This window comes from Psychrobacter vallis (assembly GCF_904846715.1).
GTDB classification, from domain to species: Bacteria; Pseudomonadota; Gammaproteobacteria; order Pseudomonadales; family Moraxellaceae; genus Psychrobacter; species Psychrobacter vallis.
In genome coordinates, this window is record NZ_CAJHBU010000010.1 from 78,293 (window position 1) to 102,951 (window position 24,659).

Annotated in this window: 22 protein-coding genes; 14 read left to right on the plus strand and 8 right to left on the minus strand. The window is 43.9% G+C overall.

Annotated elements, in window-relative coordinates:
- The first annotated feature begins 20 nt into the window (after window positions 1-20).
- Window positions 21-836: a MipA/OmpV family protein gene (locus tag JMY02_RS08130; RefSeq protein WP_201597038.1), complete on the plus strand. Its 816-nt coding sequence runs from the start codon at window positions 21-23 to the stop codon at window positions 834-836.
- A gap of 73 nt (window positions 837-909) precedes the next feature.
- Window positions 910-1,686 carry a hypothetical protein gene (locus tag JMY02_RS08135; RefSeq protein ID WP_201597040.1) on the plus strand — a complete coding sequence of 259 codons (777 nt, stop codon included), beginning with the start codon at window positions 910-912 and terminating at the stop codon, window positions 1,684-1,686.
- A gap of 247 nt (window positions 1,687-1,933) precedes the next feature.
- On the opposite strand, the gene fumC is transcribed toward JMY02_RS08135, so the two are convergent.
- Both fumC and JMY02_RS08145 read right to left on the minus strand, forming a co-directional pair.
- The gene (fumC, locus tag JMY02_RS08140) at window positions 1,934-3,337 is read right to left on the minus strand and encodes a class II fumarate hydratase (protein ID WP_201597042.1); all 1,404 of its coding nucleotides are present in this window, start codon (window positions 3,335-3,337) and stop codon (window positions 1,934-1,936) included.
- A gap of 174 nt (window positions 3,338-3,511) precedes the next feature.
- The gene (locus JMY02_RS08145) at window positions 3,512-3,925 is read right to left on the minus strand and encodes a hypothetical protein (RefSeq protein WP_201597044.1); all 414 of its coding nucleotides are present in this window, start codon (window positions 3,923-3,925) and stop codon (window positions 3,512-3,514) included.
- 114 nt (window positions 3,926-4,039) lie between these two features.
- Between JMY02_RS08145 and JMY02_RS08150 the strand changes: the two genes are divergently transcribed.
- Both JMY02_RS08150 and JMY02_RS08155 read left to right on the plus strand, forming a co-directional pair.
- Entirely contained in the window at window positions 4,040-4,654 is a 615-nt protein-coding gene (locus JMY02_RS08150) for a 5-formyltetrahydrofolate cyclo-ligase (RefSeq protein ID WP_201597046.1), read from the plus strand.
- Window positions 4,654-4,914 carry a hypothetical protein gene (locus tag JMY02_RS08155; RefSeq protein WP_201597048.1) on the plus strand — a complete coding sequence of 87 codons (261 nt, stop codon included), beginning with the start codon at window positions 4,654-4,656 and terminating at the stop codon, window positions 4,912-4,914. The genes JMY02_RS08150 and JMY02_RS08155 overlap by 1 nt, the downstream gene beginning before the upstream one ends.
- A gap of 177 nt (window positions 4,915-5,091) precedes the next feature.
- Here JMY02_RS08155 and JMY02_RS08160 read toward each other — a convergent pair whose 3' ends face one another.
- Window positions 5,092-6,453, minus strand: coding sequence for a Na+/H+ antiporter family protein (locus JMY02_RS08160; protein ID WP_201597050.1), 1,362 nt, complete (start codon window positions 6,451-6,453; stop codon window positions 5,092-5,094).
- Between the two features lie 471 nt (window positions 6,454-6,924).
- On the opposite strand from JMY02_RS08160, the gene lon reads away from it, so the two are divergent.
- Window positions 6,925-9,537: an endopeptidase La gene (lon, locus tag JMY02_RS08165; protein WP_201597052.1), complete on the plus strand. Its 2,613-nt coding sequence runs from the start codon at window positions 6,925-6,927 to the stop codon at window positions 9,535-9,537.
- Between the two features lie 248 nt (window positions 9,538-9,785).
- A complete protein-coding gene (locus JMY02_RS08170) occupies window positions 9,786-10,343 on the plus strand; it encodes a superoxide dismutase family protein (RefSeq protein ID WP_201597054.1) in 558 nt (185 codons plus the stop codon).
- 92 nt (window positions 10,344-10,435) lie between these two features.
- Here the strand turns inward: JMY02_RS08170 and topA are convergent, their stop codons facing one another.
- Window positions 10,436-13,090 (minus strand): type I DNA topoisomerase, encoded by a 2,655-nt coding sequence (gene topA, locus JMY02_RS08175; RefSeq protein ID WP_201597056.1) that lies wholly within the window; start codon window positions 13,088-13,090, stop codon window positions 10,436-10,438.
- A gap of 274 nt (window positions 13,091-13,364) precedes the next feature.
- Window positions 13,365-13,967 (minus strand): hypothetical protein, encoded by a 603-nt coding sequence (locus JMY02_RS08180; protein WP_201597058.1) that lies wholly within the window; start codon window positions 13,965-13,967, stop codon window positions 13,365-13,367.
- 305 nt (window positions 13,968-14,272) lie between these two features.
- Between JMY02_RS08180 and JMY02_RS08185 the strand changes: the two genes are divergently transcribed.
- The gene (locus tag JMY02_RS08185; protein ID WP_227678450.1) at window positions 14,273-14,815 is read left to right on the plus strand and encodes a DUF2799 domain-containing protein; all 543 of its coding nucleotides are present in this window, start codon (window positions 14,273-14,275) and stop codon (window positions 14,813-14,815) included.
- Between the two features lie 175 nt (window positions 14,816-14,990).
- Here JMY02_RS08185 and JMY02_RS08190 read toward each other — a convergent pair whose 3' ends face one another.
- The 3 genes from JMY02_RS08190 to JMY02_RS08200 all read right to left on the minus strand — a co-directional run bounded on the left by JMY02_RS08190 (window position 14,991) and on the right by JMY02_RS08200 (window position 17,252).
- Window positions 14,991-15,392: an ExbD/TolR family protein gene (locus JMY02_RS08190; RefSeq protein ID WP_201597060.1), complete on the minus strand. Its 402-nt coding sequence runs from the start codon at window positions 15,390-15,392 to the stop codon at window positions 14,991-14,993.
- 102 nt (window positions 15,393-15,494) lie between these two features.
- Entirely contained in the window at window positions 15,495-16,181 is a 687-nt protein-coding gene (locus tag JMY02_RS08195) for a MotA/TolQ/ExbB proton channel family protein (RefSeq protein ID WP_201597062.1), read from the minus strand.
- A gap of 84 nt (window positions 16,182-16,265) precedes the next feature.
- Window positions 16,266-17,252: an energy transducer TonB gene (locus tag JMY02_RS08200; RefSeq protein ID WP_201597064.1), complete on the minus strand. Its 987-nt coding sequence runs from the start codon at window positions 17,250-17,252 to the stop codon at window positions 16,266-16,268.
- Between the two features lie 516 nt (window positions 17,253-17,768).
- Between JMY02_RS08200 and JMY02_RS08205 the strand changes: the two genes are divergently transcribed.
- From JMY02_RS08205 to JMY02_RS08235, 7 genes are all read left to right on the plus strand, one after another.
- The gene (locus JMY02_RS08205; protein WP_201597066.1) at window positions 17,769-18,818 is read left to right on the plus strand and encodes a siderophore ABC transporter substrate-binding protein; all 1,050 of its coding nucleotides are present in this window, start codon (window positions 17,769-17,771) and stop codon (window positions 18,816-18,818) included.
- A 64-nt stretch (window positions 18,819-18,882) separates the two neighbouring features.
- Window positions 18,883-19,983, plus strand: a complete 1,101-nt coding sequence (locus JMY02_RS08210) for an ABC transporter permease (protein ID WP_201597068.1) — start codon at window positions 18,883-18,885, stop codon at window positions 19,981-19,983.
- A gap of 172 nt (window positions 19,984-20,155) precedes the next feature.
- Window positions 20,156-21,211, plus strand: a complete 1,056-nt coding sequence (locus JMY02_RS08215) for an iron chelate uptake ABC transporter family permease subunit (protein WP_201597069.1) — start codon at window positions 20,156-20,158, stop codon at window positions 21,209-21,211.
- Window positions 21,212-21,263: 52 nt separating this feature from the next.
- Window positions 21,264-22,022, plus strand: coding sequence for an iron ABC transporter ATP-binding protein (locus JMY02_RS08220; RefSeq protein ID WP_201597070.1), 759 nt, complete (start codon window positions 21,264-21,266; stop codon window positions 22,020-22,022).
- A 189-nt stretch (window positions 22,023-22,211) separates the two neighbouring features.
- Window positions 22,212-22,487: a Trp family transcriptional regulator gene (locus tag JMY02_RS08225; protein ID WP_201597071.1), complete on the plus strand. Its 276-nt coding sequence runs from the start codon at window positions 22,212-22,214 to the stop codon at window positions 22,485-22,487.
- Window positions 22,488-22,558: 71 nt separating this feature from the next.
- A complete protein-coding gene (locus JMY02_RS08230) occupies window positions 22,559-23,977 on the plus strand; it encodes an anthranilate synthase component I family protein (protein WP_201597072.1) in 1,419 nt (472 codons plus the stop codon).
- A 33-nt stretch (window positions 23,978-24,010) separates the two neighbouring features.
- Window positions 24,011-24,658 carry an anthranilate synthase component II gene (locus JMY02_RS08235; protein WP_201597073.1) on the plus strand — a complete coding sequence of 216 codons (648 nt, stop codon included), beginning with the start codon at window positions 24,011-24,013 and terminating at the stop codon, window positions 24,656-24,658.
- Window position 24,659: the final 1 nt, after the last annotated feature.

The following is a 24,659-nucleotide window of genomic DNA, read 5'->3' on the forward strand; positions in this document are numbered from 1 at the left end:
CTCACTCACGAGACTCTATTATGTTTAAATTTGCAGCGCTACCTACTATCTCTACGCGCACTTTGCTTGGCGCGATGACGGCTACTGCGTTATTCAGTGTGGCTAGCGTTTCTCATGCTATTCCTTTTCTTAATAAAAACTTACCGACCGACCAAGATGCCGAACTAAGCGTTGGGGTAAATGTCATGACGGTAAAATCAGCCTATGATTTGGAAGACAGTACCGAGGTGCAGGTATTGCCAGGTGCATTTTATGACAACAATAAGTTCTATGTACGCGGTGCGCAAGCGGGTGCTTATCTTATCAATGACGGCACCAATCAGCTATCGGCCTACGCCAAACTTGCTGGCTCTGAGTTTGATCCTGATGATGCCAATGGCGCACTTCAAGGTCTTGATGAGCGTAAAGCCTCAGCAGAGGCTGGTCTGAGCTATCAACGCCGTACCGCTATTGGCGGTATCCGTGCTCAGTATGGAGCTGATGTGTTAGACCGTAGTGGTGGCAATACTGGGCGCTTGACTTATCTTGCCAGAATCAGCAAAGACAAGCTAACTGTCTATCCAAGCTTTGGCTTTGAGTATCATGATGCTGATTATAATGAATACTATTATGGCGTCAGTGAGGAAGAGTCAACCAAGACGGGTGTTGCCGCTTATAAATCTAATTCGAGCTTGAACCCTTATGTCAATATCAGCGCCAACTATGACTTTAATGATAATTGGGCAGGATTTGCCAATCAAAGCTTAAGTTATTTGTCAAATGAGCAATATGATAGCCCGATGGTAGATTCACGTACTGAGGCAACGACGACGCTTGGTTTGCTTTATAAGTTCTAGAGTTTTTGATAGTTTTGATGTGAAAAGGCTGAGCGTTTTGCTTGGCTTTTTAATATTTCATTTTGGAGTAATTATGATGAAACTTATTGATGTAATGAAAAATGATTTCGAAGAATTTCACGAAAATCGTAAGATCGAACGTGCTAAGAATTTTACAGAAATGACTGGAATGCATGTTAATCATAATGAGTATCCAGCTTATTTCTTTGGTGACCTTAATGCAAAATTTGTACTGATCCATCTTAATCCAAAGCAAAAAGATAATAAGTCTGATGAATATGAAGGTAAATTAAAATATACCGACTTCAAAGAGTATTTTAACTTTCATCAAAATTTTGGAAATTTTCACTATAGTAATTTGATACCAAAGAGAAGCAAATCAAGGTTTGACTCTAAGCAGATCAGGTTTATAAAACCTTTTAATATAATAGATTTAAGCGATAAGGATGACTATATAAACCTTGAAAGAGTAATAGATAAAAAATTACAACTTGAGTTAGTGCCTTTTGGTTCAGACGCATTTAAAACGAGTCTAATGAATAAAGAAACATTGAATCCTTATATTGATTTACTTCTGGATACAATTACTCAGCAAAAACGTGATTATATTATTTTCTGTGGGAAAGTATTTGAAAGCTTACTACAAGACTATATTGTAGAAAAACAGGATCACACTTTTTGGTTACCAAAAAAAGATAAGACTACTGCAAAAAATAAGTCCAACTTTTCCAATATAGTTTTAGAATTTAATAGCCATAAAATACAAGCGGGCATTGCCCATTCTTTTGCACAACAAGGTCTAAACATGGATGAATATGGTAAAAAATGTTGTGAACTTTACGAGCACTAGCTTTCCTGCTCATTGTTATCAGAACAAATACTTTGTCAAAAGGCGCTAAGCAAAATATCTAAAACTCATGTAGGGCATTATTAAGATACACCCTTCATAGTACTAGTGCGTGGAAAGACTCTGAGACTAGATGTAATAAAAGAACAAAAAAGTACTCATAAACGATATCGATTATAAAATCACAACCAAAAAAAAGACCTCACCACTCGGCAAGGTCTTTTTTTACTCTAAGAAAGCATTAAATAACTTACTTAGGATGTACCATATCAGCAGGAATCACCCACTCATCGAACTGCGCTTCAGTTAGCAGCTCTAGCTCAACCGCCACTTGCTTCAACGTCTTGTTTTCTTTATACGCCGTCTTAGCGATTTTTGCGGCATTTTCATAACCAACATGACGGTTCAATGCCGTCACTAGCATTAACGAGTTGTGCAAGAAATCATCGATTTTGTCTTTGACTGGCTCGATGCCGACAGCACAGTTTTCGTTAAAGCTGTTGCACGCATCGCCAAGCAGTTTGATAGATTGCAACAAGTTAAAGGCGATCACTGGCTTATACACGTTTAGCTCAAAGTTACCTGACGCGCCAGCCATGCTGATCGTCACGTCATTACCCATGACCTGAGCGACAACCATCGTCATTGCTTCTGACTGAGTTGGGTTTACTTTACCCGGCATGATAGAAGAGCCTGGCTCATTTTCAGGAATCGTCAACTCGCCCAGACCACAACGAGGGCCAGATGCCAACCAGCGTACGTCGTTAGCGATTTTATTTAAGCTAGCCGCCAATGTCTTTAATGCACCTGATGCAAACACTTCAGCATCACGAGCGGCAAGCGCTTCAAATTTGTTTGGTGACGTGACAAATGGCAAGCCAGTCAATGTTGATAGCTGCTCAGCTGATTTTACCGCATAATCAGGATGGGCATTTAGACCAGTACCAACGGCAGTACCGCCTAGTGGCAATTCATATAGACCTTGTAGGGCATTATCAATACGAGTCAATGAATGGTCAAGTTGGCTGACATAGCCGCTGAACTCTTGGCCTAAGGTCAAAGGCGTGGCGTCTTGCAAATGCGTACGACCGATTTTTACGATGCTATCAAACTCTTTCGCTTTTGCAGCTAGCGTATCGCGTAGGGCTTTTACCGCTGGGATCAATAAGCTGTTTATTTCACGAGCAGCAGCCACACGAATCGCCGTTGGAAAGCTGTCGTTGGTAGACTGTGCATGGTTGACATGGTCATTCGGATGAATCGGCGTGTAGCTACCGCGCTCAGAACCAGCGATTTCGTTGGCACGATTGGCAAGCACTTCGTTCATGTTCATGTTTGACTGTGTACCAGAACCCGTCTGCCATACGACCAATGGAAACTGATCCGTTAGACCACCGTTGATAATTTCGTCAGCAGCTTGCACGATTAGGTCACGCTTATCATTTTCGATACGCTCAAGGCTGGCGTTGGTAATGGCAGCGGCTTTTTTGACCAATGCCATCGCTTCAATCATCGGACGCGGCAATGTCTCGCCACCGATTTTGAAGTTTTCGCGGCTACGCTGCGTTTGCGCACCCCAATAAGCATCGGCTGGGACTTCCACGTTGCCCATTGTGTCTTTTTCGGTACGAGTTGCCTGATTCTGTGTCGACATAACTACCCTCTTTGCTGGTTTGTTGTTAAATAGCTGAACTACAAAAAGTGCCACACCTGCTGCACATAAAGGAGAATACGATATAAAGTGGCGTTATGATAGCATGGCTTTATGCTAAACGCATTTAGGTTTATGGGTGACTTAAAAGAGCTTATAACAATTCAAACTAAACTCTCATCCTAGTTTCGTATCCTTTAATTCTCTAGTATATTCATTATAAATGGCAACTTGTTCTTCTCTACCATCGTGATAAAAGTCGAAAAATGCACGCTGGGCAAAACACTTTGGTGTAATGTTGTACTCCTCTACAGAGTTTCGCCATATGAAGCCTTCGTCATCTTCATGACTCTGCTCTTCATCTTCATAATTAAATTGATAAATATATCCTTCAGGAATACTCGGATCTATAATGTCAAAAATACGTTTATCATAAAGACAAGGACCTACGCCATCTTCTCCATCAATACGATATGATTCGCTTTGAATTTCTATAACTTGATAAATATTGTCTTGTCTTAAACTGGTTCTATCAAGGACTTTTTTGTAGTAGTCATCACACTCACTATAACATTTAGGCCTAACTTTCATGCCGCCTCCTAAAGTTGAGATTTTTAACGTTGAAAGGGATATATACTTCTGTTTTACTATAAACATTAAAAAATGTTCTACATTTTTAATCAAGAATCTAGGAATCGGTAAAATATGACTGTTAGCAACCCACCCAGACGCCTGTTTACTCGCCAGCGTCGTCAGCTGAGTGACGGTGCACGTAGAAATCTGGCTCAAGCAGCAAGTCTCCATTTAACCAAATTACAGCAGCGGCTACCAGTGAATGCGCGTATTGGTTTATATTATGATGGCTTTGGTGAATTGCCTACCCAGCCACTATTAGACTGGTGTCAACGCTTAGGCTATTTTCCTTATTTGCCTGTGGTTGGTTCTTTAGGTCGTGATAGTAATAGTTCTGATAATAAACGCCTGCGCTTTGTGCCGATTTACCATTCTAAATTATTAAATGTACCAACCCGCATCCATCGCCTAGGTATGAAACAAAATCACAGTCGCAAGCTATTATGGGCGCAAGAATTAGACGTGATTATTTGTCCATTGGTAGCCGTAGATTTGAATGGCAATCGTATGGGCATGGGCGGCGGTTTTTATGATACAACGCTTGGGAAAAGCTATCGGTCAGGCACAAAAAAACTGCTTAAAATAGGCTGGTGTTATGATTTTCAAGTGGTTGCAGTGTTGCAGCGTCAGCCGTGGGATGTGCCGTTAGATGGTTTGATTACGCCAAGTGGATTGAGGTGGTTTTGATGAGTGATAATAATAAACAGTCTGACAAAAAAGAATCTAGCGCTGATAATGTTGAAGAGTATTTGCAAACATTAGGCAATGAGGACGCTAGAGAGTTACGTTACTACAGTCAAGAACAGCCGTTTAGCGCGGAGGAAATGACAAGGCTTGTCAATGAAGAACGATTAAGTAAGTTGCTCGCGCAAAGTGATGCGTTTTTGAGCAGCTTGAATGGTGATTTGAGAGATTTTGATGAGGGCTCTGACAAGGATAATACTTAAAAATATTGAATAACTTGTAGGGTGCGACCCGCGCACCGATAGTCGAGATTAACTTTTTTTCTGGTGCGCAGGGCGCACCCTACTCAGCTTTAACACTTAAATACAAACTGATAGATTAAAATGCAAAAGCCATCTATACGATGGCTTTTTATAAAGCTATGTTTTAGCTAAAGCAACCTACAACACCATCGCTGCAATCCAACCAAAGATTAATAACGGAATATTGTAGTGAATGAAAGTGGGTATAACACTGTCTTTAATGTGGTCATGCTGTCCATCGATGTTTAGACCCGAGGTTGGCCCCAATGTCGAGTCTGACGCAGGCGAACCCGCATCACCAAGCGCGCCAGCCGTACCGATAATCGCAACGGTTGCCAATGGCGAAAACCCTAAAGAAATACACAGCGGCACATAAATCGCCGCCAAAATAGGAATGGTAGAGAATGACGAGCCGATACCCATGGTCACAATTAGACCAATGGCGAGCATAATAAATGCCGCGATCGCTTTATTGCCAGCGAATAATGACGCCGCCCCATCGACCAATGGCTGAATCTGCTCAGTGGCTTTCATGACTTCTGCAAAGCCCTGCGCGGTAATCATGATAAAGCCAATCATCGCCATCAGCTTGATACCGTCATTAAAGACGCCATCCGCATCGCGCCATTTGACCACGCCTGTCGCCATAAAGACACCAAAGCCAAACATCGAACCGAGCAATAGCGAATCGGTGTAGAGCTGCACCACAAACGCTGTGACTATGGCAGCCAGTGCCACAAAGGTCTTTAGCTTACTTTGCGTTTGTGCGCTGGCCGCGGTTTTGCTCAAAGCATCACCCTCTACCACGGCATCATGAGCTTCTTTGTCTATCGCCACTTGCTGATAGTGACGCGGCTTACGATAACTGATAAATACCGCGATCAGCAAACCAATCAGCATCCCTAATGCAGGAATTGCCATCGCTTTAACCACAGAAATATCAGTGATATCAATGCCCGCTTCTCCGACGTTTTTGAGCATGATTTGATTGAGGTAGATATCGCCAAAGCCATATGGGATAAACATATAGGTCGTGACCAGACCAAAGGTCAGTAGACAAGCAATCAGACGTCTGTCAATTTGCATGCGATTAAAAGCCAGCAGCAGTGGCGGTACAAGCAGCGGAATAAAGGCAATATGAATAGGGATTAAGTTTTGACTAAAGCAGCTCATGGTAATCAAGCCTGCAAATAGCATATACTTAATCATACCGCTGGTACCACCTGCATCGATACGCTTAATCACCGCCCCTGCCAAGGATTGCGGCAAGCCAGAGTGCGCAATAGCGACGGCAAAAGCACCCAATAATGCGTATGAAAGTGCGATTTGTGCGCCATTACGGATGCCTTCTTGAAAGGCCTCTAAAGTATCGGTGATACCAAGACCCGCCAGCAAACCGCCTGCCAGCGCCCCAATGAGTAAACTGAGCACCACGTGCACGCGTGAAAGCGACAGCCCCAGCATGATAATAACTGCCAGCAGTACCGCATTGATTGCCATGTGTTGCCCCTTGTCCTGTCTAAATTGTCTGTCTGATTGATTTTGATCTAAAAATATCTTAGCCTCTAAAACGCGTTACTTTAAGCAATATTTTAAAAAGCCCCGTTTTAGACGCGCGCCAGTTTACCTTATTTTGCCCATAAAGCCTATGTATAGAAACCAATAGGTATCAATAGTCACTCCCCTATAAAATGAATGCGGTACTGCTAGGATAAATTTTCGCAGCCTCTGTCTGCGAAGGCACAGCAAGCAAGAAAATATTATCCTAGCAGTACGTTATAAGGGTTGTTCCTTTTTTATTTAGGATCAACTATGGCAGTATCCGAAGCTGTATTAAGATAGAGAGCGTTTTTTAGCAAAGATAAGCGTGCGACTTGACCAATGAGCCTTGCAATTTTATCTGTGAGCACCATTTATCTAAACATGAACCACGAACTTGACTTTACAAGTCTGGTGAACGAGGAAAAATATATGAGTGAACATAAAATTGCCCCAGACAATATCGACATCGATGTCGACGTTTCAACGACTGTCGCAGAAGACAACGAAGTAAACACTTCATCTGATAAAACGTTAGATGCGGTGTCTGCCGATGTTAATGAGACTGATAGTGAGATTGATAGTGACAACAGTACAGCGAAAGACGATGCTACCGAAGACAATGCCGTTGAAGACTATTTACCCTTATTGGCACTGCGCGACGTCGTCGTCTACCCACACATGCAAATTGCTTTGTTTGTCGGTCGTGCGCCATCGGTAAAAGCCGTTGAGCTGGCACAAGCAGAGTACGGCAACAAAGTACTGGTTTTGGCTCAAAAAGACTCTTTGACCGAAGACATCGATCAAGACAATTTATACCAGTACGGTACAGTTTGCCGCATCGTCAGCACCATGCCGCATGATAGCGATGAGAACTGCATCAAAGTATTGATTGAAGGTCAATATCGTGCGCGCGTCGATGCCATCGAAAATCACGATGAATTATTGATGGCAAACTTTGAACGTGCAGATCTTGATGTCAGCATGGATGAGAGCCAACAGAAAAATACCATCCAAGCGTTGATCAGCCTGTTTGAAAGCTATGCGGATGCGCGTCTGCGTAATGCGCGTGAGCTCACTCGCGTGGCAAAACGTATTGATGATTTGCTTGAGTTGGTTTACTTCATCTCAACGCGTGTGTCGATGGATCTTGAGGTAAAACAGTCTTTCTTAGAAAAAAACGATATCAAAACGCATATCAATACCTTGACAGAATATTTGGTCAAGCAAAGTGCGGAACAAAATATCGAACAAGACATCCAAGAAGCGGTTCGCCAGCAAATGGAAGACAATCAGCGCGAATACTTCTTGAACGAGAAAATGAAAGCCATCAAAAACGAGCTGTCCGATATGAATGACGGCGCGTTCGATGGTGAAGATGATGTGGCTGAGTTAGAGCAGCGTTTAGAAGATGCTGACTTGCCAGAGGATGTCCGCAAAAAAGCAGAACAAGAGATGAAAAAGCTCAAAATGATGCCGCCTGCATCGAGCGAATCATCTGTCGTACGTAACTATATTGAATGGATTTTGGATACGCCGTGGAATGCAACGACCAAAGTTTCAATCAATTTAGACAAAGCCAAAACCGTCTTAGATGAAGATCATTATGGTTTGCAAGATGTCAAAGACCGCATCTTAGAATACCTCGCCGTTCAGTCACGAGTGAAAAAACTGCGTGGCCCTATTCTTTGTCTCGTTGGCCCTCCGGGTGTTGGTAAAACCTCCTTGGGTGAGTCCATCGCGCGAGCAACGGGTCGTAAGTTTGTGCGTATGGCACTTGGCGGCGTGCGTGATGAAGCGGAAATTCGTGGTCATCGCCGTACCTATATTGGTGCGATGCCGGGCAAAATCGTGCAGTCACTGGCGAAAGTAGAAGTCAAAAACCCGCTGTTCTTATTAGATGAAATCGATAAGATGGCGCAAGACTTCCGCGGTGATCCAGCATCAGCGTTGCTTGAAGTATTAGATCCTTCGCAGAACGATACTTTTAACGACCATTATTTAGACATGGACTTAGATCTGTCGCAAGTGATGTTCATCTGTACCGCCAACAGCATGGACATCCCACCAGCCCTGCTCGACCGTATGGAAGTGATTCGTCTACCGGGTTATACCGAAGAAGAAAAAGTCAATATCGCACAGAAATATCTGGTGCCAAAAGCAATCAAAAATAATGGTCTCAAAGAAGGCGAAATTGAGATTGTCGAAGCGGCATTGCACAGCATCGTGCGCAGCTATACGCGTGAAGCGGGCGTGCGTAACCTTGAACGTGAAGTCAATAAAATTTGCCGAAAAGTGGTTCGTGGTTCAGTCGAAAATCATGGCGCGCGTGCCCCGAAAAAAGCAGAACGTCAGCTGATTGTAGTCGATGACAAGAACATTGATGACTATCTAGGCGTGCATCAGTATGACTACGGTCTGGCTGAAGAAGCGCCTGAAATTGGTCGTATCACTGGTCTTGCGTGGACACAGGTCGGTGGTGAACTATTAACCATCGAAGCGGTCGCCATGAAAGGTAAAGGCGAGCTTAGCTTTACGGGCTCACTAGGCGATGTGATGAAAGAGTCGATTCGTGCTGCTATGAGTGTGGTACGTGCGCGCGGTGATAGCTTAGGCATTGACTACGAGACGTTTAAAACGACGGACGTCCATGTCCATATGCCAGAAGGTGCCACGCCAAAAGACGGCCCTTCTGCTGGTGGCGCGCTGACGACAGCTTTAGTCTCTGCCTTAACGGGTATCGCGATTCGTTCAGATATTGCCATGACAGGCGAGATTACCCTACGTGGTAAAATCCTACGTATCGGTGGTCTTAAAGAGAAGCTACTTGCGGCTCATCGTGGTGGTATCAAGCACGTCTTGATCCCAGCGACTAATGAGCGTGACTTGGCTGACATCCCTGACAATGTCAAAGCAGGTTTGACCATTCAACCTGTGGCGACGATTGATGAAATATTAAAAGTAGCGTTGGTCAGTATGCCAACACCGCTTAAGCCAGCGAAAGTGACCGTTGATAAAACCTCAGGAAAAGCACTACGTAATTAATCGTCTTTTTATACTCTAAAGATTTTAAAAAGCCGCTTATCATACAGATAGGCGGCTTTTTTTGTACTGGGACGAATTTTCAAACCCATACGTTACTTACATTTATTAACCGATTGTTGCGCTTTTGATGAATATCTACCTTATATCCTTGGCTATACTGACGATGACATTAGGCAATGTTTGAATATTTTAAATGAAATTATGGAAAAATCATTCATCATAGCAATCAAATATAAATGGAGATAACAATGAATAAGACAATGCTTGCAAGTGCTTTACTATGTAGTTCAGCTTTAGCGATGACTGGTTGTCAGACTGTAGAAAATCAGATGCAGACAGGTAACCCTTTGAATCAGCCTGCTTTGAAGTCTAAAATAAAAACTGTCGATAGCACCAATAAAGAGGTGGGACAGCTTTTCTTACGTCCTGTTGATGGCGGCGTCCAAGTTTACGGTAAGCTTATGAACTTGCAACCGGGTAAAACCGTTGCCTTACACATTCATGAAACGGGTAGCTGTGCAGATATGGGTAAAGCGGCCGGTGGTCACTTTAATCCAGATAACAAACCACACTCAAATCCAGATGATATGAATGGGCACGCAGGTGACTTACCAAACCTAACCGCCAATGAAAAAGGCGTGGCTACTATCAACTATGTGAACAAAAAAATCTCAGCAGCTGGTACAGGCAAATATAGCGTAAATCGCTTAGCATTTATTGTTCATGCTAACGCCGATGACTATAAGAGCCAACCCGCTGGTAATGCAGGTGATCGCATCGCTTGTGGTATTATCGAAAAAAACTAATAAACATTAAGATGAACGCTTAATTGCATAAAAAAACCCTCTTAACCAAAGTATATGGTTAAGAGGGTTTTTTATTGTCGATAGAAAAACCGTTATTCTTCTATCCACTCGCCTTTACGCCAATATACACCCCAACGTGTGGCTTTGCCATTTTTTTCAGAGCCGATATATTGTTCTTTTTTCTTACGCGACCAGCGCAAAATCGTTGGATTACCGTCAGGATCTTCATCTGGCCCTTCAAACAAATACTGAAACTTATCTTCCATTTTGTCTTTGATTTCTCGTAGCTCAGCAAGCTTTGGCGGACGTGTCTCCCTGACTTTTGGAAACTTAGATGCCGCTAAGAACATCCCAGCCGCCCCTTCACGTAAAATGAAGTAATCGTCATGCTTGGTTGATTTTAGCTCTGGTAGATGGATAGGATCCATACGTGGCGGTGCTGCTTCGCCTGTTTTTAGTACTTTACGAGTGTTGTCACATTTCTGACAAGCAAAGTAAGGGCCAAAACGTCCAGTCTTTAACTCCATTTGACCATCACATTTATTACAGTCAATGGTTGGGGCGTCTGAGCCTGGTACTTCAAACTTCCCTTCTTCTAAAATATAACCATCGCAATCAGGATTGTTACCGCAGATGTGCAGTTTGAGACCGCCATCGACGATATAACCATTCATCGCTGTACCGCATTTCGGGCAGCGCTTTTTCTCCATCAAGTCTTTAACTTCTGCCGCTTCGTCATCGCCTTCCGGATCATCGAGATTGGCAAAAGCTTCGACTGGCATTAGGTTCTTGGTGCCTTTACAACGCTCTTTTGGCGGTAAGTTATAGCCAGTACAGCCTAAGAACACCCCTGTTGACCCTGTACGCAGCTGCATCGGACGATCACAAAGATCACAATGCACATCTGGTACGTCAGTCGGATCATTTGGGCGCATGCCGTCTTTTTCTTTGGCGCGGTCTAGCGTTGTTTTGAATTCGCCATAAAAGTTATCAAGCACGTCTTTCCAGTTTTGCTCGCCTTCTGCCACGTGATCGAGCTTGTCTTCTAATGCCGCCGTAAAGGTATAATCCATTAAGTCTGGAAAGCTGGCCGTCAATCTGTCAGTAACGATGTCACCCATTTTTTCGGCAAATAACCGTTTGTTTTCCAGCTTTACATAACCGCGATCTTGAATGGTCGAGATGATAGAGGCATAAGTCGATGGACGACCGATGCCTTTTTTCTCAAGCTCTTTTACCAAGCTGGCCTCAGTATAACGCGGTGGTGGCTTGGTAAAGTGTTGGCTCGGATCGAGCTTATCTAGCGTTAATTGATCACCCTTTTTGACATCAGGTAATAAGGTATCGTCCGTCTTAGCAGGTGGCATCACTCTGGTATAGCCATCAAATACCATGGTACGGCCGCGAGCTTTTAGCTCAACGTCATTTGCGCCAACGAACAAATTCACTGACAGGTACTTTGCAGGTAGCATCTGACAGGCCACGAACTGACGCCAAATCAGCTCGTAAAGACGTATGGCATCACGCTCAACGCCTTTAAGCTGCGTTGATTTCATGTTGACGTTGGAGGGGCGAATCGCTTCATGCGCCTCTTGTGCGCCTTGCTTATTGCCATAAAAATTGGGGTTTTCTGGCACGTATTTTGTGCCATAGCTGTCTTCGATATGACCACGCACGGCAGCGAGCGCATCGCCTGACAAAAAGGTCGAATCGGTACGCATATAAGTGATGTGACCAGCTTCATATAAACGCTGTGCCAAAATCATGGTTTTCTTAACAGAGAAACCCAATCTGGTACTGGCAGCTTGCTGCAAAGTCGAGGTGATAAACGGCGCACTTGGACGAGATTGTGTGGGTTTTTCTTCTCGTTCTTTAACGATAAAGTCGCTGGCTTTGAGGATGTCTAATATTTTATCCGTTTGCTCTTTATTGACCAGCTTCAGCGTTTTGCCGCCTTGCTTGGTCGCCTCTAAGCGAATACCAATTTGCTCAGCGTCTTTTTTGCTATTGGCGATATGAGTATCGGCATGAATCTGCCAATACTCTTCTGGAATAAAGGCACGAATTTCATGCTCACGCTCAACCACCAAACGCATGGCAACCGACTGTACGCGGCCTGCCGATAGACCGCGAGCGATTTTTTGCCACAGTAAGGGGGATACCATAAAGCCAACCACTCGGTCTAAAAAACGACGCGCTTGCTGAGCATTGACGCGGTCGATATCAAGCTTTGAGGGTTGTTTAAAGGCATTTTGAATGGCAGATTTGGTAATCTCGTTAAAGACCACACGCTGATATTTACTATCAGGGCCACCGATGACTTCTTTTAGATGCCACGCAATGGCTTCCCCTTCTCTATCCATATCCGTTGCTAGATAGATTTGGTCCGCGTCTTTGGCCAACGCTTTAAGCTCTTTGATAACTTTGGTCTTGTTAGGCAATACTTCATAAACGGCCGCCCAATCATGCTCTGGATCTACGCCCATACGACGTACCAGTGCTTGTTGGGCTTTTTCTTCTTTGCTCAGAGTGTCATCTTTTTTGGCAACGGTGGTTTTTTTGGTGCTTTTACTGGCACTGACTGGCAAATCACGGACATGGCCGATACTTGAGCGGACGATAAAGGCATCACCAAGGTATTTATTAATCGTTTTTGCCTTGGCTGGTGATTCTACAATCACCAGAGACTTGCCCTTTGGGCTGTCAGCAGTAGCTGCTGAACTTTTTTTGGTTGTGGTTTTTGCCATATTTGACGACACCATTGTATAAGTAAATTAAAAGAATATAAGTAAATTAATAATAAGGATAAATCCAGCAGCATGGCAATTTATAATTGCTCATTAAATTATTGTAGTAATAGCTGCTTATAAAAACGGTTATAAAACAAACAATAACCATAAAATAAAGAGACAGTTATAATGACGTTACACTGCTGAGTATTAAACTGTCAACTGTAAATGACTAAGCGTCTGCCAAAAGTGCTTGCACGTTGTCTATTAATGGAGATTAAAAAACCATTTACTACCTTACGGTGTTTTTCTGCATTTGTAGGGCCCATTTTTCTAGATTTTGTTTCAGTACCAGTAAGTCTGACTCAATCGCTTTGTGCTGATAAATGGGGTTGGTCGATGGCCGCACATAAGCGATATCTTCCCAATAAATGACAATCGTATTGGCCTTGGTCAATAAACCTTTAACAAACGGCTCAATACTGACTGGCAAATCTAGTGGTGCTTTGTCCAAACTAAAATTAGTCTTCTTTACAGCCCCGTTGGTATGGCTTTGAGTAGAACGAATGGCACTTGGGATGTTGAGCTTGACGTCGTCTTTGGTAGTATCCACAAAGCTGCTATCTGGTCGCCACTGTCCATCAATCACTTGATAACGTGTGTGCGGCAGCTGTATATTTTCTAACACCAAACAATATTGACCCATCATCCCGCGACCATACTCATTATCCTTGCCCTTTATCCAATCAGGACAGCTAACGAGCTTTGGATTCAATTGCAAACGGCGCGCGGTCATACGCAGTTTATCCAAACGCTGGTCGATGCCGTTAGGCTTGAGCGCCATCATACTCCCTAATACGAATAGTACAATGATAACGCCAATCAATATTCCCATAATGCTTTGGCCCTTTGATCGAAATAAAATAATGCTAAAAAAACCAACCTTGACTATCTAGGCCGTGTCCTAACAAGTAGCTGCTATATAGAAGCTTATAATGAGCACGAACGATTAAAAATCAAGCAGGATAAATTGACCATCGTTGAAAACTCAGCCACTAGTTTTGGACTAATACTGCCATTTACGCTGGTAGATCAAATACTTGACTCAACTAAGAACAAGCCTAACCACAACATATAAAAAGTTGTCGACAGCAAAAAGTGCTATGATAAACCATAATTTTAAACGCGCGCAGGTTTATTATGAATTATATTATTAAACTAAACTCATCGACGGCTGATTTGGCTAGCAAATTGACCAAGAAGGCGCTGGGTAAATCTGGTATTACTATATCGCTGATGAGCGCAGCAGTACTGGCTTTATCAGGCTGTGCAACGACCCAAAGCCTAACCCCGCAGCAGTGTCAAACCAGCAACTGGCAAGAAGTTGGCCTTGCGGACGGTTTACGTGGGCGTTCAGGTGCGTACTTTGGGCACTATACTAATAGCTGCGCAAGTGTCGGTGGTGCCATGCCCAATCGCATACAGTGGGAACAAGGGCGTCAGCAAGGTCTGAAGACTTACTGTACCGAGCTGAATGCTTACAAACTTGGCCGTGAGGGTTATGATTGGCAACCTGTTTGTCCACTCGAAGGTATTGATAAACTCGAAGAAGCTTACGCTCAAGGACGTTACTACTATATCCGCCAGCGTGATCTTGACTATTTACGCTCACCCTATCCCTTTGGCTACGGGCGGCTTGGGCATTTTGGTTACGGCTACCGCCCATTTGGCTATGGTTGGTAAACCATACTTTATATAAAGACGACCTTATAATAAAGGAAACCTCGCAAGGTGACCCAAGCGAGGTAGGAGGAAGATTTATTATTTTAATGGTTGTTATTATTATATTGGTGATTGCTGAGTAAATAAGCTGACTGATTGTTTAGTCAGTTTGTTCCCATAGTTTTATGCATAAAATCTATTCATTGACGAAGGCGACTTTAGTCAGTCCAGCTTGACTGGTGGCTGCCAAAACCTGAGCGACCGTGTCGTACCTACTGTCTTTATCGGCACGCAGTTGTACAGATGGGTTTTGCCCAGTGGCACTTTGCTCTTGTAGCCGTGTCTCAAGCGCCTCCATACTAATCGGATCACTGTCCCAAAATATTCCTGCGTCTTTATCAATGCTGATTTGAATGGCTTCTGGTGGGGTTTCATTCACCGAGGCACTGGTCTTTGGTAAGTCTAATGGCACCGTCGGATTTAGCACAGTTGCAGTCAATAAAAATATAATCATCAATACCAGCATGACATCGATAAGCGGAATGAGGTTCATCTCATTCATGCCTTGAACGTCATCATCACCCAATTGAAATGCCATAATTACTCTCAATACGTTTGGTTATTCTTAATACAGCCAGCCCTTTGAGTGTATCGCTGACTTTATTTTTCCTTAACTGACAACCCTATTAAGTTATCATTACTACAGCTGTGACGTTGAGCCACGATAGTGACTGGCTTGCTGGCTATCTTCTGTATTTGCGGGGTGTTCTTTGGCTACCTGAGCATGAGCAGCGGCAGATTTGCTGGCTACTGACGACTTTGGCGTGGCTGCCAGCTCAGCAGAGCTTGCCAATAGATCATGCGCGCGGTCATTGGCATGGTACATCACACGGCGGTTAATACGTACGGCAAGGTTATAAAACACGACCGCTGGAATAGCGACGGCAATACCAAGACCCGTCATAATAAGTGCCTCACCGACAGGGGCGGCAACTTGTCCCAACCCCGCCTGTCCACTCATGCCGATATTATGCAGCGCATGAAAAATGCCCCATACCGTGCCAAACAGACCAATGAATGGTGCAATGGCTGCCGTCGTACCGAGAATGGGCAATCCACGCTCACTGGCAAAACGATAGCGGCCGATATGCTTGAGCAGAGTCTGCTCAGTAATCAAACGCCGAGCAGCAGCATCAGATTGTAGCAATTCAGCCTGTTTATTCTGCAGCTGCTGACTCAAATCGTCTGCCACACTGCCAGCCAACTTGCGACTTTGCAACACACGAATGATGCCAGTTACCCATGAAATAATGGATAGCGCCAAAAGTATGAAGAATAGGCTTTTGGTCACCATGTCACTATATTGCCAGTATTGCATAAAGTCCATGTCAGACTCCTTGGTTTGTTATTTCATTACTATGACTTGATTATCTATTGCTTCGAAGTTGCTTCATATTCTTTTGTATATACATCACTGTACAACTATACTGAATGCAACCGCACCAACAACTGGAGCGCCATTTTGTATAAATGGTTTTATCTTACTACGTTGAAGTCTGCGCTTAACTTCTTGCTTCAACTTTTGATCTTTAGTGCCATTAACTTGAATATTCTTGATATTACCCTGTTTATCTACTGAAAATTTTATTGCCAATGTTAGCTGTTCACTGGAAATATTTTCGAATTTAGGCTCTCTTATCCAAGATGCATCACTACCGCTAAAATTCACTGGCGTATTACTTGCAGCTGCGGCCTTTTCGGCAGCCGCTTTTGCGCTGGCTGCGGCTTGGGCACGAGCAGCAGATTCTCGTGCTGCCTTGGCCTCTTCTGCAACGCGAGCTGCTTGAGCTTGAGCATCACGATTGGCTTGTGCTTCTCGATCAGCTTTAGCTTGTGCATCGCGATTGGCTTGGGCTTCTCGATCAGCTTTAGCTTGTGCATCACGCGCTGCTTGAGCTTGCTCCGCTTGAGCAGCCCTCTCTGCTTTTGCTGCTATGATTTTACGTTGCTCATCGGCTACAGAAGTATCCACTTTAGGTTTTACTACTGTTTCTTTTGGCGGCTCTTTTGGTTTTTCAACCACTTTTTGTTCTTTTACTGGCACTATTGGTGCGGGTTTAGGCGTTGTCTTCTCTTCTCTAACCACTGGTTTTTCTGGTGCTTCTGGTTTTGGCGGTACTATTGATTTGGCTGTTTCTGGCTGTTGCTCTGCAACTTGAGGTGCTGGCTCCTGTTTAGGAGCGACTTCTATTACCTCTACTTCAGGTGGAGGCGTTTCAGTAGGTAACGATATAAGCTCGATCTCAATAGGCGACGCGTCTTTTTTAGCTTCAATTTTTAGCTCAGGAGTTTTGATTGCCACTAATGCTATTGCCGTTAGAATGTGCAAACCCACAACTACAATAATAGCTGCAAATGTCAGTCTAAGTGGTGGCGCCTCCAAATCCGTTGAACTCATAATACCCTAATATTAATTAACTGAAGTAGAATGGCGTAGATAATAATGCAAACGATAATTATTATCAATACAAATCATGATATTTTTGCTCAGTCAGTCACACATAATTACATATAACACCGCTATTTTATAAGACAAAATCCATCTTGCCACTTCAGGCACTTATATCAAAACCCAGTGATGACTGGTGATAGCAACCAACAAAATCAACGATGTTAATAAAAATCATTATCATTTGTATTGATAATGACTCTCAATTAATTTAAGATACCCTTTGATTGATTGAGAGTCCTATCGTGCTGAGAATATAAACATCATAGAACTAAGTACCAAAAACCAATCCTTGAGCAATAAAACCTATAACGTTTACAGCAATACCGCCGAGCATTGTATGGTGTGTGCGATCACGCCATACAAGCTCGTTTTATTTTTGTATTAGCACCTTATATTACCACTTTAGATTGACACCTTTTTTTATTCATACTTTACCTAACCATCTGATATACCGAGTTATTTATGTCTACTATTTTATCTTCTAGTCACGCTTCTGCCCCTTTTTTTAAACGTCCACTATTGACTGCGATAATGACAGCATTTGTGGCCATCGGTGTGGCCGGCTGTAGTTCACCTGAATCTAACGACTCTGAACCAGCAGACGCCCAGACTGAAAATCAAACTGCTGATAATGCGGCGAATGTTGCCAATAATGACGCTGTTTCTGCTGAGATCATCGCAGTCGATACCGTAAAAGGTAATGTCGATTTGGCAATCAATCCGTCACCCTTGGTTGTCTACGACATGTCATTAATGCAAGACTTGGCAGCACTTGATATAGCTATCGATGGTATGCCAGGTGAGCTACCTTTAGACAATTTACGTTCAAAGACTCAGCCTGAACCAAAAGATGTTGGCACCTTATTTGAGCCAGACCTAGAAGCATTGAATGCAATGCAGCCACAAGCTATCTTAATTGGCTCACGTATGGCTGAAAAATATGACGCCTTATCAAGTATCGCTCCAACGCTCGACATGACCATTGATACGGCAAAAATCTATGAATCCAGTAAACAGCGTTTGCATGATTTGGGCGCATTGTTTGGTAAAAGTGATCAAGCGGCAAAACTGCAAGGAGACATTGATAGCCTCATTGACGAGACTAAAGTTTTGACCAAAGATAAAGGTAAAGGCTTGGTTGTGATGGTCAATGGCAATAAAATGTCCGCTTATGGTGACAAATCGCGCTACGGTTTTATCCATACTGTACTTGATATACCAATGGCAGACAATCAAATCGCAGACGCGCGTCATGGTCAGCCAGTTTCTTTTGAGTATTTACAAAAGACCAATCCAGACTGGTTATTCATCATTGATCGTAGTGCCGCCATTGGTGAAGATGGCGCAGGTGCCAAAGCAGTACTGGACAATCCATTGGTTGCGCAAACCAATGCGTGGAGTAAAGATCAAGTGATATACCTTAGCCCAGACTCTTACCTTGCGTTCGGTGGCTATTATCAGTGGATACAAGATTTGACCACCATTAAAACTGCCTTTGCTGGCGCTAAATAGTCACTGTTCAAGCAATTGCTCTGAACGTCCGCTATCATTTTTATTTTTTAAGCCAGTCGCCATTATGTCGTTATTTTCACATCGTGCCCGTACCAGCGTTAAAAGCAGCTCTTCTTTGTCAACGGCTTCATCAAGTTGGCAAAAAAGGGCGAGTAATGGCCAGCATCTTAAACATCGACGTACCGCTATTCCACCGTGGTTAATCAACATCGGTAGCCTCATTATTATGGGGCTTTTGGTGTTATTGAGCCTGTCTATTGGCGTGGCAGATTTTTCGTGGTCAGGTATTTTGCAGAGCTTGATTAATCATAGCGCCAATTCTGATAGCTCTCTACTAATGGTCAGCCGTATACCGCGTACTGTTGCTATTATCTTGACGGGTATCGCTATGGCAGTGGCTGGGATGATCATTCAAGTGATACTAAAAAACCGCTTCGTTGAACCATCGATGGTGGGTGCGACCCAAAGCGCCGCACTCGGGTTACTGGTGGTCAGTCTGCTATTCCCAGCCAGCGCGCTTATTGTAAAAATGGGCGTCGCTACTCTCACTGCCATGTTTGGCATGATGTTATTTATGCTGCTCATTCACCGGATTCCGCCGACTGATTTTTTGATGGTGCCACTGATTGGTATTGTCTTTGGCGGCATTATTGAAGCAGTGACGACCTTTATTGCTTATCAAACCGAATCATTACAGATGCTGAGTGTGTGGCAGTTTGGTGATTTTTCGGGAGTGTTAGCAGGCCGTTATGAGCTTTTGTGGCTGACGGGCGGACTGTGTGTTCTTGCTTATCTTATCGCGGACAAGCTGACCATTGTCGGTCTGGGCGATAATATTGCGTTAAACCTAGGGATTAGCAAACGACAGGTGACATGGCTTGGCGTTGGTATGGTGGCGATGATGAGTGCCGTGGTGGTCGTGACGGTTGGCATGATTCCGTTTATTGGTTTGGTTGTGCCCAATATCGTTAGCCGATTGATGGGCGATAAATTACGCCGTAGCTTGCCAGCAGTTGCGCTATTAGGGGCTTCGGCAGTGCTATTGTGCGATATTATTGGCCGCTCTATTCGCTATCCATTTGAAGTGCCTGTCGCCACTGTCTTTGGTGTGGTCGGCACCGTGCTGTTTTTATGGCTATTACTACGTGCTCCGGCAGATCAATAATGACCAATTCGTCAGACAGTCCATCACTTAGTCGGCGCTCATTGATAGTCATTTATTCATAGCATCGTACGAGACGGTAGCGACTTTAAAAGGTTTCAACTATATGGCTTCTTTTCTTAATTTAACCGTCCTTTTGTCTGATTGGATAAGCTTGGCACTATAGGATTTTTCTATGTTTTCGTCGTCTACGCCTAGCTCTACAGAAGAGCGCGCCACAGAAAATGCTAACGCCGCCGTTAGCGCTTGGCAAAAGCGCCTTGCACAACTTTGGGCGTTCATCGTAAACCACCCAAAGTCAGTGGCGACCATTATTTTGGTTGTCTCGATGACGCTGTTTTTGACGCTCAACGTCAATGGACATTGGGATTTTGCATTACCGCTACGGGGCAAAAAACTGCTGGCATTGATGGTGGTCGGATATGCCATTGGTGTATCAACCTTGCTGTTTCAGACCTTGACGCACAACCCCATTTTGACGCCTTCTTTATTGGGCTTCGACGCATTATATGTCTTGCTACAAAGCGTATTGGTCTTCTTTTTTGGCGCGATTAGCTTCACCAGTATCAATCCCATTACCAAATTTACGCTTGAAATTATTTTAATGTTTGGCGCGTCCTTATTATTATTTCAATTATTATTTTCAAAAAACAGCCAAGATTTGACACGGTTGATCTTGGTCGGCGTTATATTTGGCGTGTTGTTTCGTAGCTTGTCAGCCTTGATTGCCAGATTGATCAATCCTGATGATTTTGTGGTCATACAATCTGCCAGCTACGCACAGTTCAATACGGTGAATCCACAATTACTTGGCATCAGCTTATTCATTTGTGTCATCAGCGGCCTGTTCGTTTGGCGCTGGCGCTATCAGTGTGATGTCTTGATGTTGGGAAAAGCACAAGCCACCAATCTCGGCATTAACTATCAACGTTTGGCATTTGGTCTGCTCACCGTCATCGCGGTATTGGTCGCAACCGCTACGGCCTTGGTCGGGCCAGTGACCTTTTTTGGTTTATTGGTTTGCGCACTAACCAATCGTCTCGCCCGAAACATGTATCATAGCGAGCGCCTGATATTGGTTAGCTTGGTCGCCATGATTTGCTTGGTGCTTGGCCAAACTGTGTTTGAGCAAATACTAGGCATGGCAGGCGTACTATCGGTTGTCATTGAGTTGGCAGGAGGTCTGGTGTTTTTGTTATTGATTTTTATGACCCAACGCCGTTCGTACTGAACAATCGACCATAACCATAAAAAATTCAAAACTCTCTACAAGCAAAAATACTATGATTAAAATAGACAATATCTCGCATCACATTGGCAAACAGCAAATCTTACATGACGTTACTTTGTCTTTACCAAGCGCCCAAATCATTGCGTTAATCGGCCCCAATGGTGCTGGCAAATCTACGTTGTTTTCTGTCATGGCACGCCTGCAACCCCTACAGTCAGGAAAAGTATGTTTTGGCGAGCATGATATTGCCAACTGTCATGCGAGAACCTTGTCTAAAACCGTTGCCATGCTGGGCCAAGACAATCAAGTGCAAGGGCGACTGCGCGTGCATGAACTGTTGATGTTTGGGCGCTATCCTTATCATCAAGGACAACCAACCGCAAACGATCAGCAAAAAGTACAAGAAATTATCGAACGTTTTGAGCTTGAGCCTTTAGCCGAGCGTTTTTTATCAACATTGTCAGGTGGTCAACGCCAGCGTGTGCTCATTGCGATGATTGTCTGCCAAGACACGCCGTATTTATTGCTTGATGAACCATTGAATAATCTAGATATGTATCACGCTGGACGTCTGATGCGTGAGTTACGTGAGCTGAGCCATAGCCAACAAAAAACCGTGGTGATTGTCCTGCATGATATCAATCAAGCGGCGCAATTTGCGGATACGGTCGTTACCATGAAATCAGGTCAAGTGCTGGCGGTTGGTCGACCTGCTGATGTCCTCACAAAAGAAACCATGAAAGAGCTTTATAATGTCGATGTTACTGTGCTAAATCATCAAGGTCGTCCGGTGATTGTCGATACGGTTTAAGCACTGGTTGTTTAAAGCGTTGTTTTAAGCACCGACTATCTGGTACTTTTTCTATATTTGCCCTGCTGACCGCATGTTGATATCCAAAATAGCTCTCACTTGCTTTTTATGTACTATCGTACTAGAATACTGATACAAAATAGCCCTCTGTTTTTTCTTTTGGCTTTTATTTTATGCAGATTGATGATTATGAGTACTGATCCTTATCACAGTTTATTGAACCATTTAGCCAGTTGTACTGATGAGACAGCTATTGAAAAGCTGCTAAGTGCCCTGCTGACGGATAAAGAGCAACATGAGATTGCCAATCGTATTCGTATATTTGACTTGCTGGAGCGCGGTGTCACGCAGCGTGACATCTCTGAGCAGTTGGGCGTCGGAATTGCCACGGTCTCACGCGGTGCAAAAGCCATGCAAATTCATGATCTCAGTGCGTTACTCAATACGCACCGGCAAGGCTCTTAACGTATCAAACCATCCTCTCTATACTTTTCTTATTTTTAGCAGATACTTTTTTAATTATTTCGGACTTTGTTATGACTTCACTGACGACTCAGCATGACCAACCTGCACTGATTGATATTCCCAGCAAGCCGCAGCGGATTAAACTCACGCAAGATATTGATTTTTTTGCGTTGTTTAAACGCATTGAGAGGGCTTTTGATACCTGTTATTTGCTCGAATCATTGGGCGAAGAAAGCCACATCTCGCGCCACCACGCGATTGGTTTTGATCCCGTCATGACTATTGCTGCCTTGGATCGCACCATTCTTGCCATTACCGATAATAAAACGGCTGAAACGCACACTTATCAAACCGACAACCCTTATCAATTACTGCGCAAAATTACCCCGCAGCATGTCATTGCCCGCGATCAAAGCGGTGGGCTCGTCGGCTATCTAGGTTATGACAGTGTGAATTTTTTTGAACCCAGCCTAAATGCTAAGCCGAGTGAAGACTTTGAACCGTTTAAATTTGGCGTATATTTGGATGGCTTGACGCTCGATAAAATGACGGGTGAGATTTTTTATTTTTACTATCCAACGGCACAGCAAGCCAATCGTATTGAACAAATCAAAGCCTTACTTGATGCGCCGATACCAAGCTACCAATCACCTGCGGTTGAGTTTTTGGGTGACGGTATGAGTCAAGAAGAACATGCTAAAGTAGTAATGCAAGTGAAAGAAGACATCATCTCCGGACGTATCTTTCAGTGTGAGGTAGGTTTTAAATCTAAGTATCATATCTCTGGCGACAAGATGCCGATTTATGAAAAACTGCGCACTGTCAATCCATCACCGCACATGTACTTTATGAAATTTGCTCAGCAGTGCATCATTGGTGCGTCACCTGAGCTGCTGTTTCGCTTGCGTCAAGGTGAGATGGAAACCTATCCATTAGCAGGCACTGCCAAACGCGGTGTCGATGTGATCGAAGACCGTAAACTTGCCCGAGCCCTACTTAATGATGATAAAGAGATTGCCGAGCACAATATGCTGGTAGATCTGCATCGCAATGATATTGGCCGTGTGGCACAGTTTGGTACGGTAAAAGTGCGTAGCCTGATGGATATCAAACGCTTCTCACATGTGCAGCATATTTCCTCTGAAATCGTCGGTATTTTACACCCTGATGAGGATATGTTTAGCGCCCTTGCCAGCAACTTCCCTGCTGGTACGTTGTCAGGCGCACCAAAAGTGGAGGCCATCAAAGTAATTAACGAGCTAGAGCCAGATGGTCGGGGTGCCTATGGCGGCGCACTTGGGTCATTTAATTTCAATGGTGATTGTATTTTTGCCATTCCTATTCGCAGCTTATTTATCAATGGCGAGTCGGCCTATGCTCAAACCTGTGGCGGCAATGTCTATGACTCCAATCCGGCAGATGAATATCTAGAAATCCAGCGTAAACTGTCGGCGATGAAAGTGGTATTAGACAGCTTTATGCATCCGTAAGTTGACCCTATTTTTATCAAAGAGTTTATAACTATGAATGTTTTAATTATCGATAACTACGACTCGTTTACCTTCAATCTTTACCAGTATATTGGCGAGATTTTACAGACTCTCGATGGTGATAAAAAAGCAAACGTCATCGTCAAGCGCAATAATGAGATTACTCTAGCCGACGTGCAAGCAATGAATCTAGATCGAATCATTATCTCACCCGGCCCTGGAGCACCCGACGATCCAGCTTATTTTGGGGTTTGTAGCGAGGTGATCGAAGTGATGGGCAAGACTACGCCCTTATTAGGTGTTTGCTTAGGCATGCAAGGCATCGCGCATGTGTTCGGCGGTGATGTGGTACGTGCTAACGTCCCGATGCATGGTAAGGTTTCGGCAATTTGCCATAATGAGGCAGGTATATATCAAGGACTGCCGCAAGAGCTTGAGATCATGCGTTATCATTCATTGATGGTCAAAGCAGATACGCTACCGGATTGTTTAACGGTCACGGCCGTCGTCGCCAATCATAACCATACTGAGCTAAGCTTGGCTGAGTCGGGGCTAGCGGGTGATGAGATTATGGGACTACAGCACAAAGAGTATCCGATTCAAGGCGTACAATTTCACCCAGAGTCTTTTGCCACCGAAGGCGCTAAGCGTTTGCTAACGAATTTTTTGATGCAGGTATAGG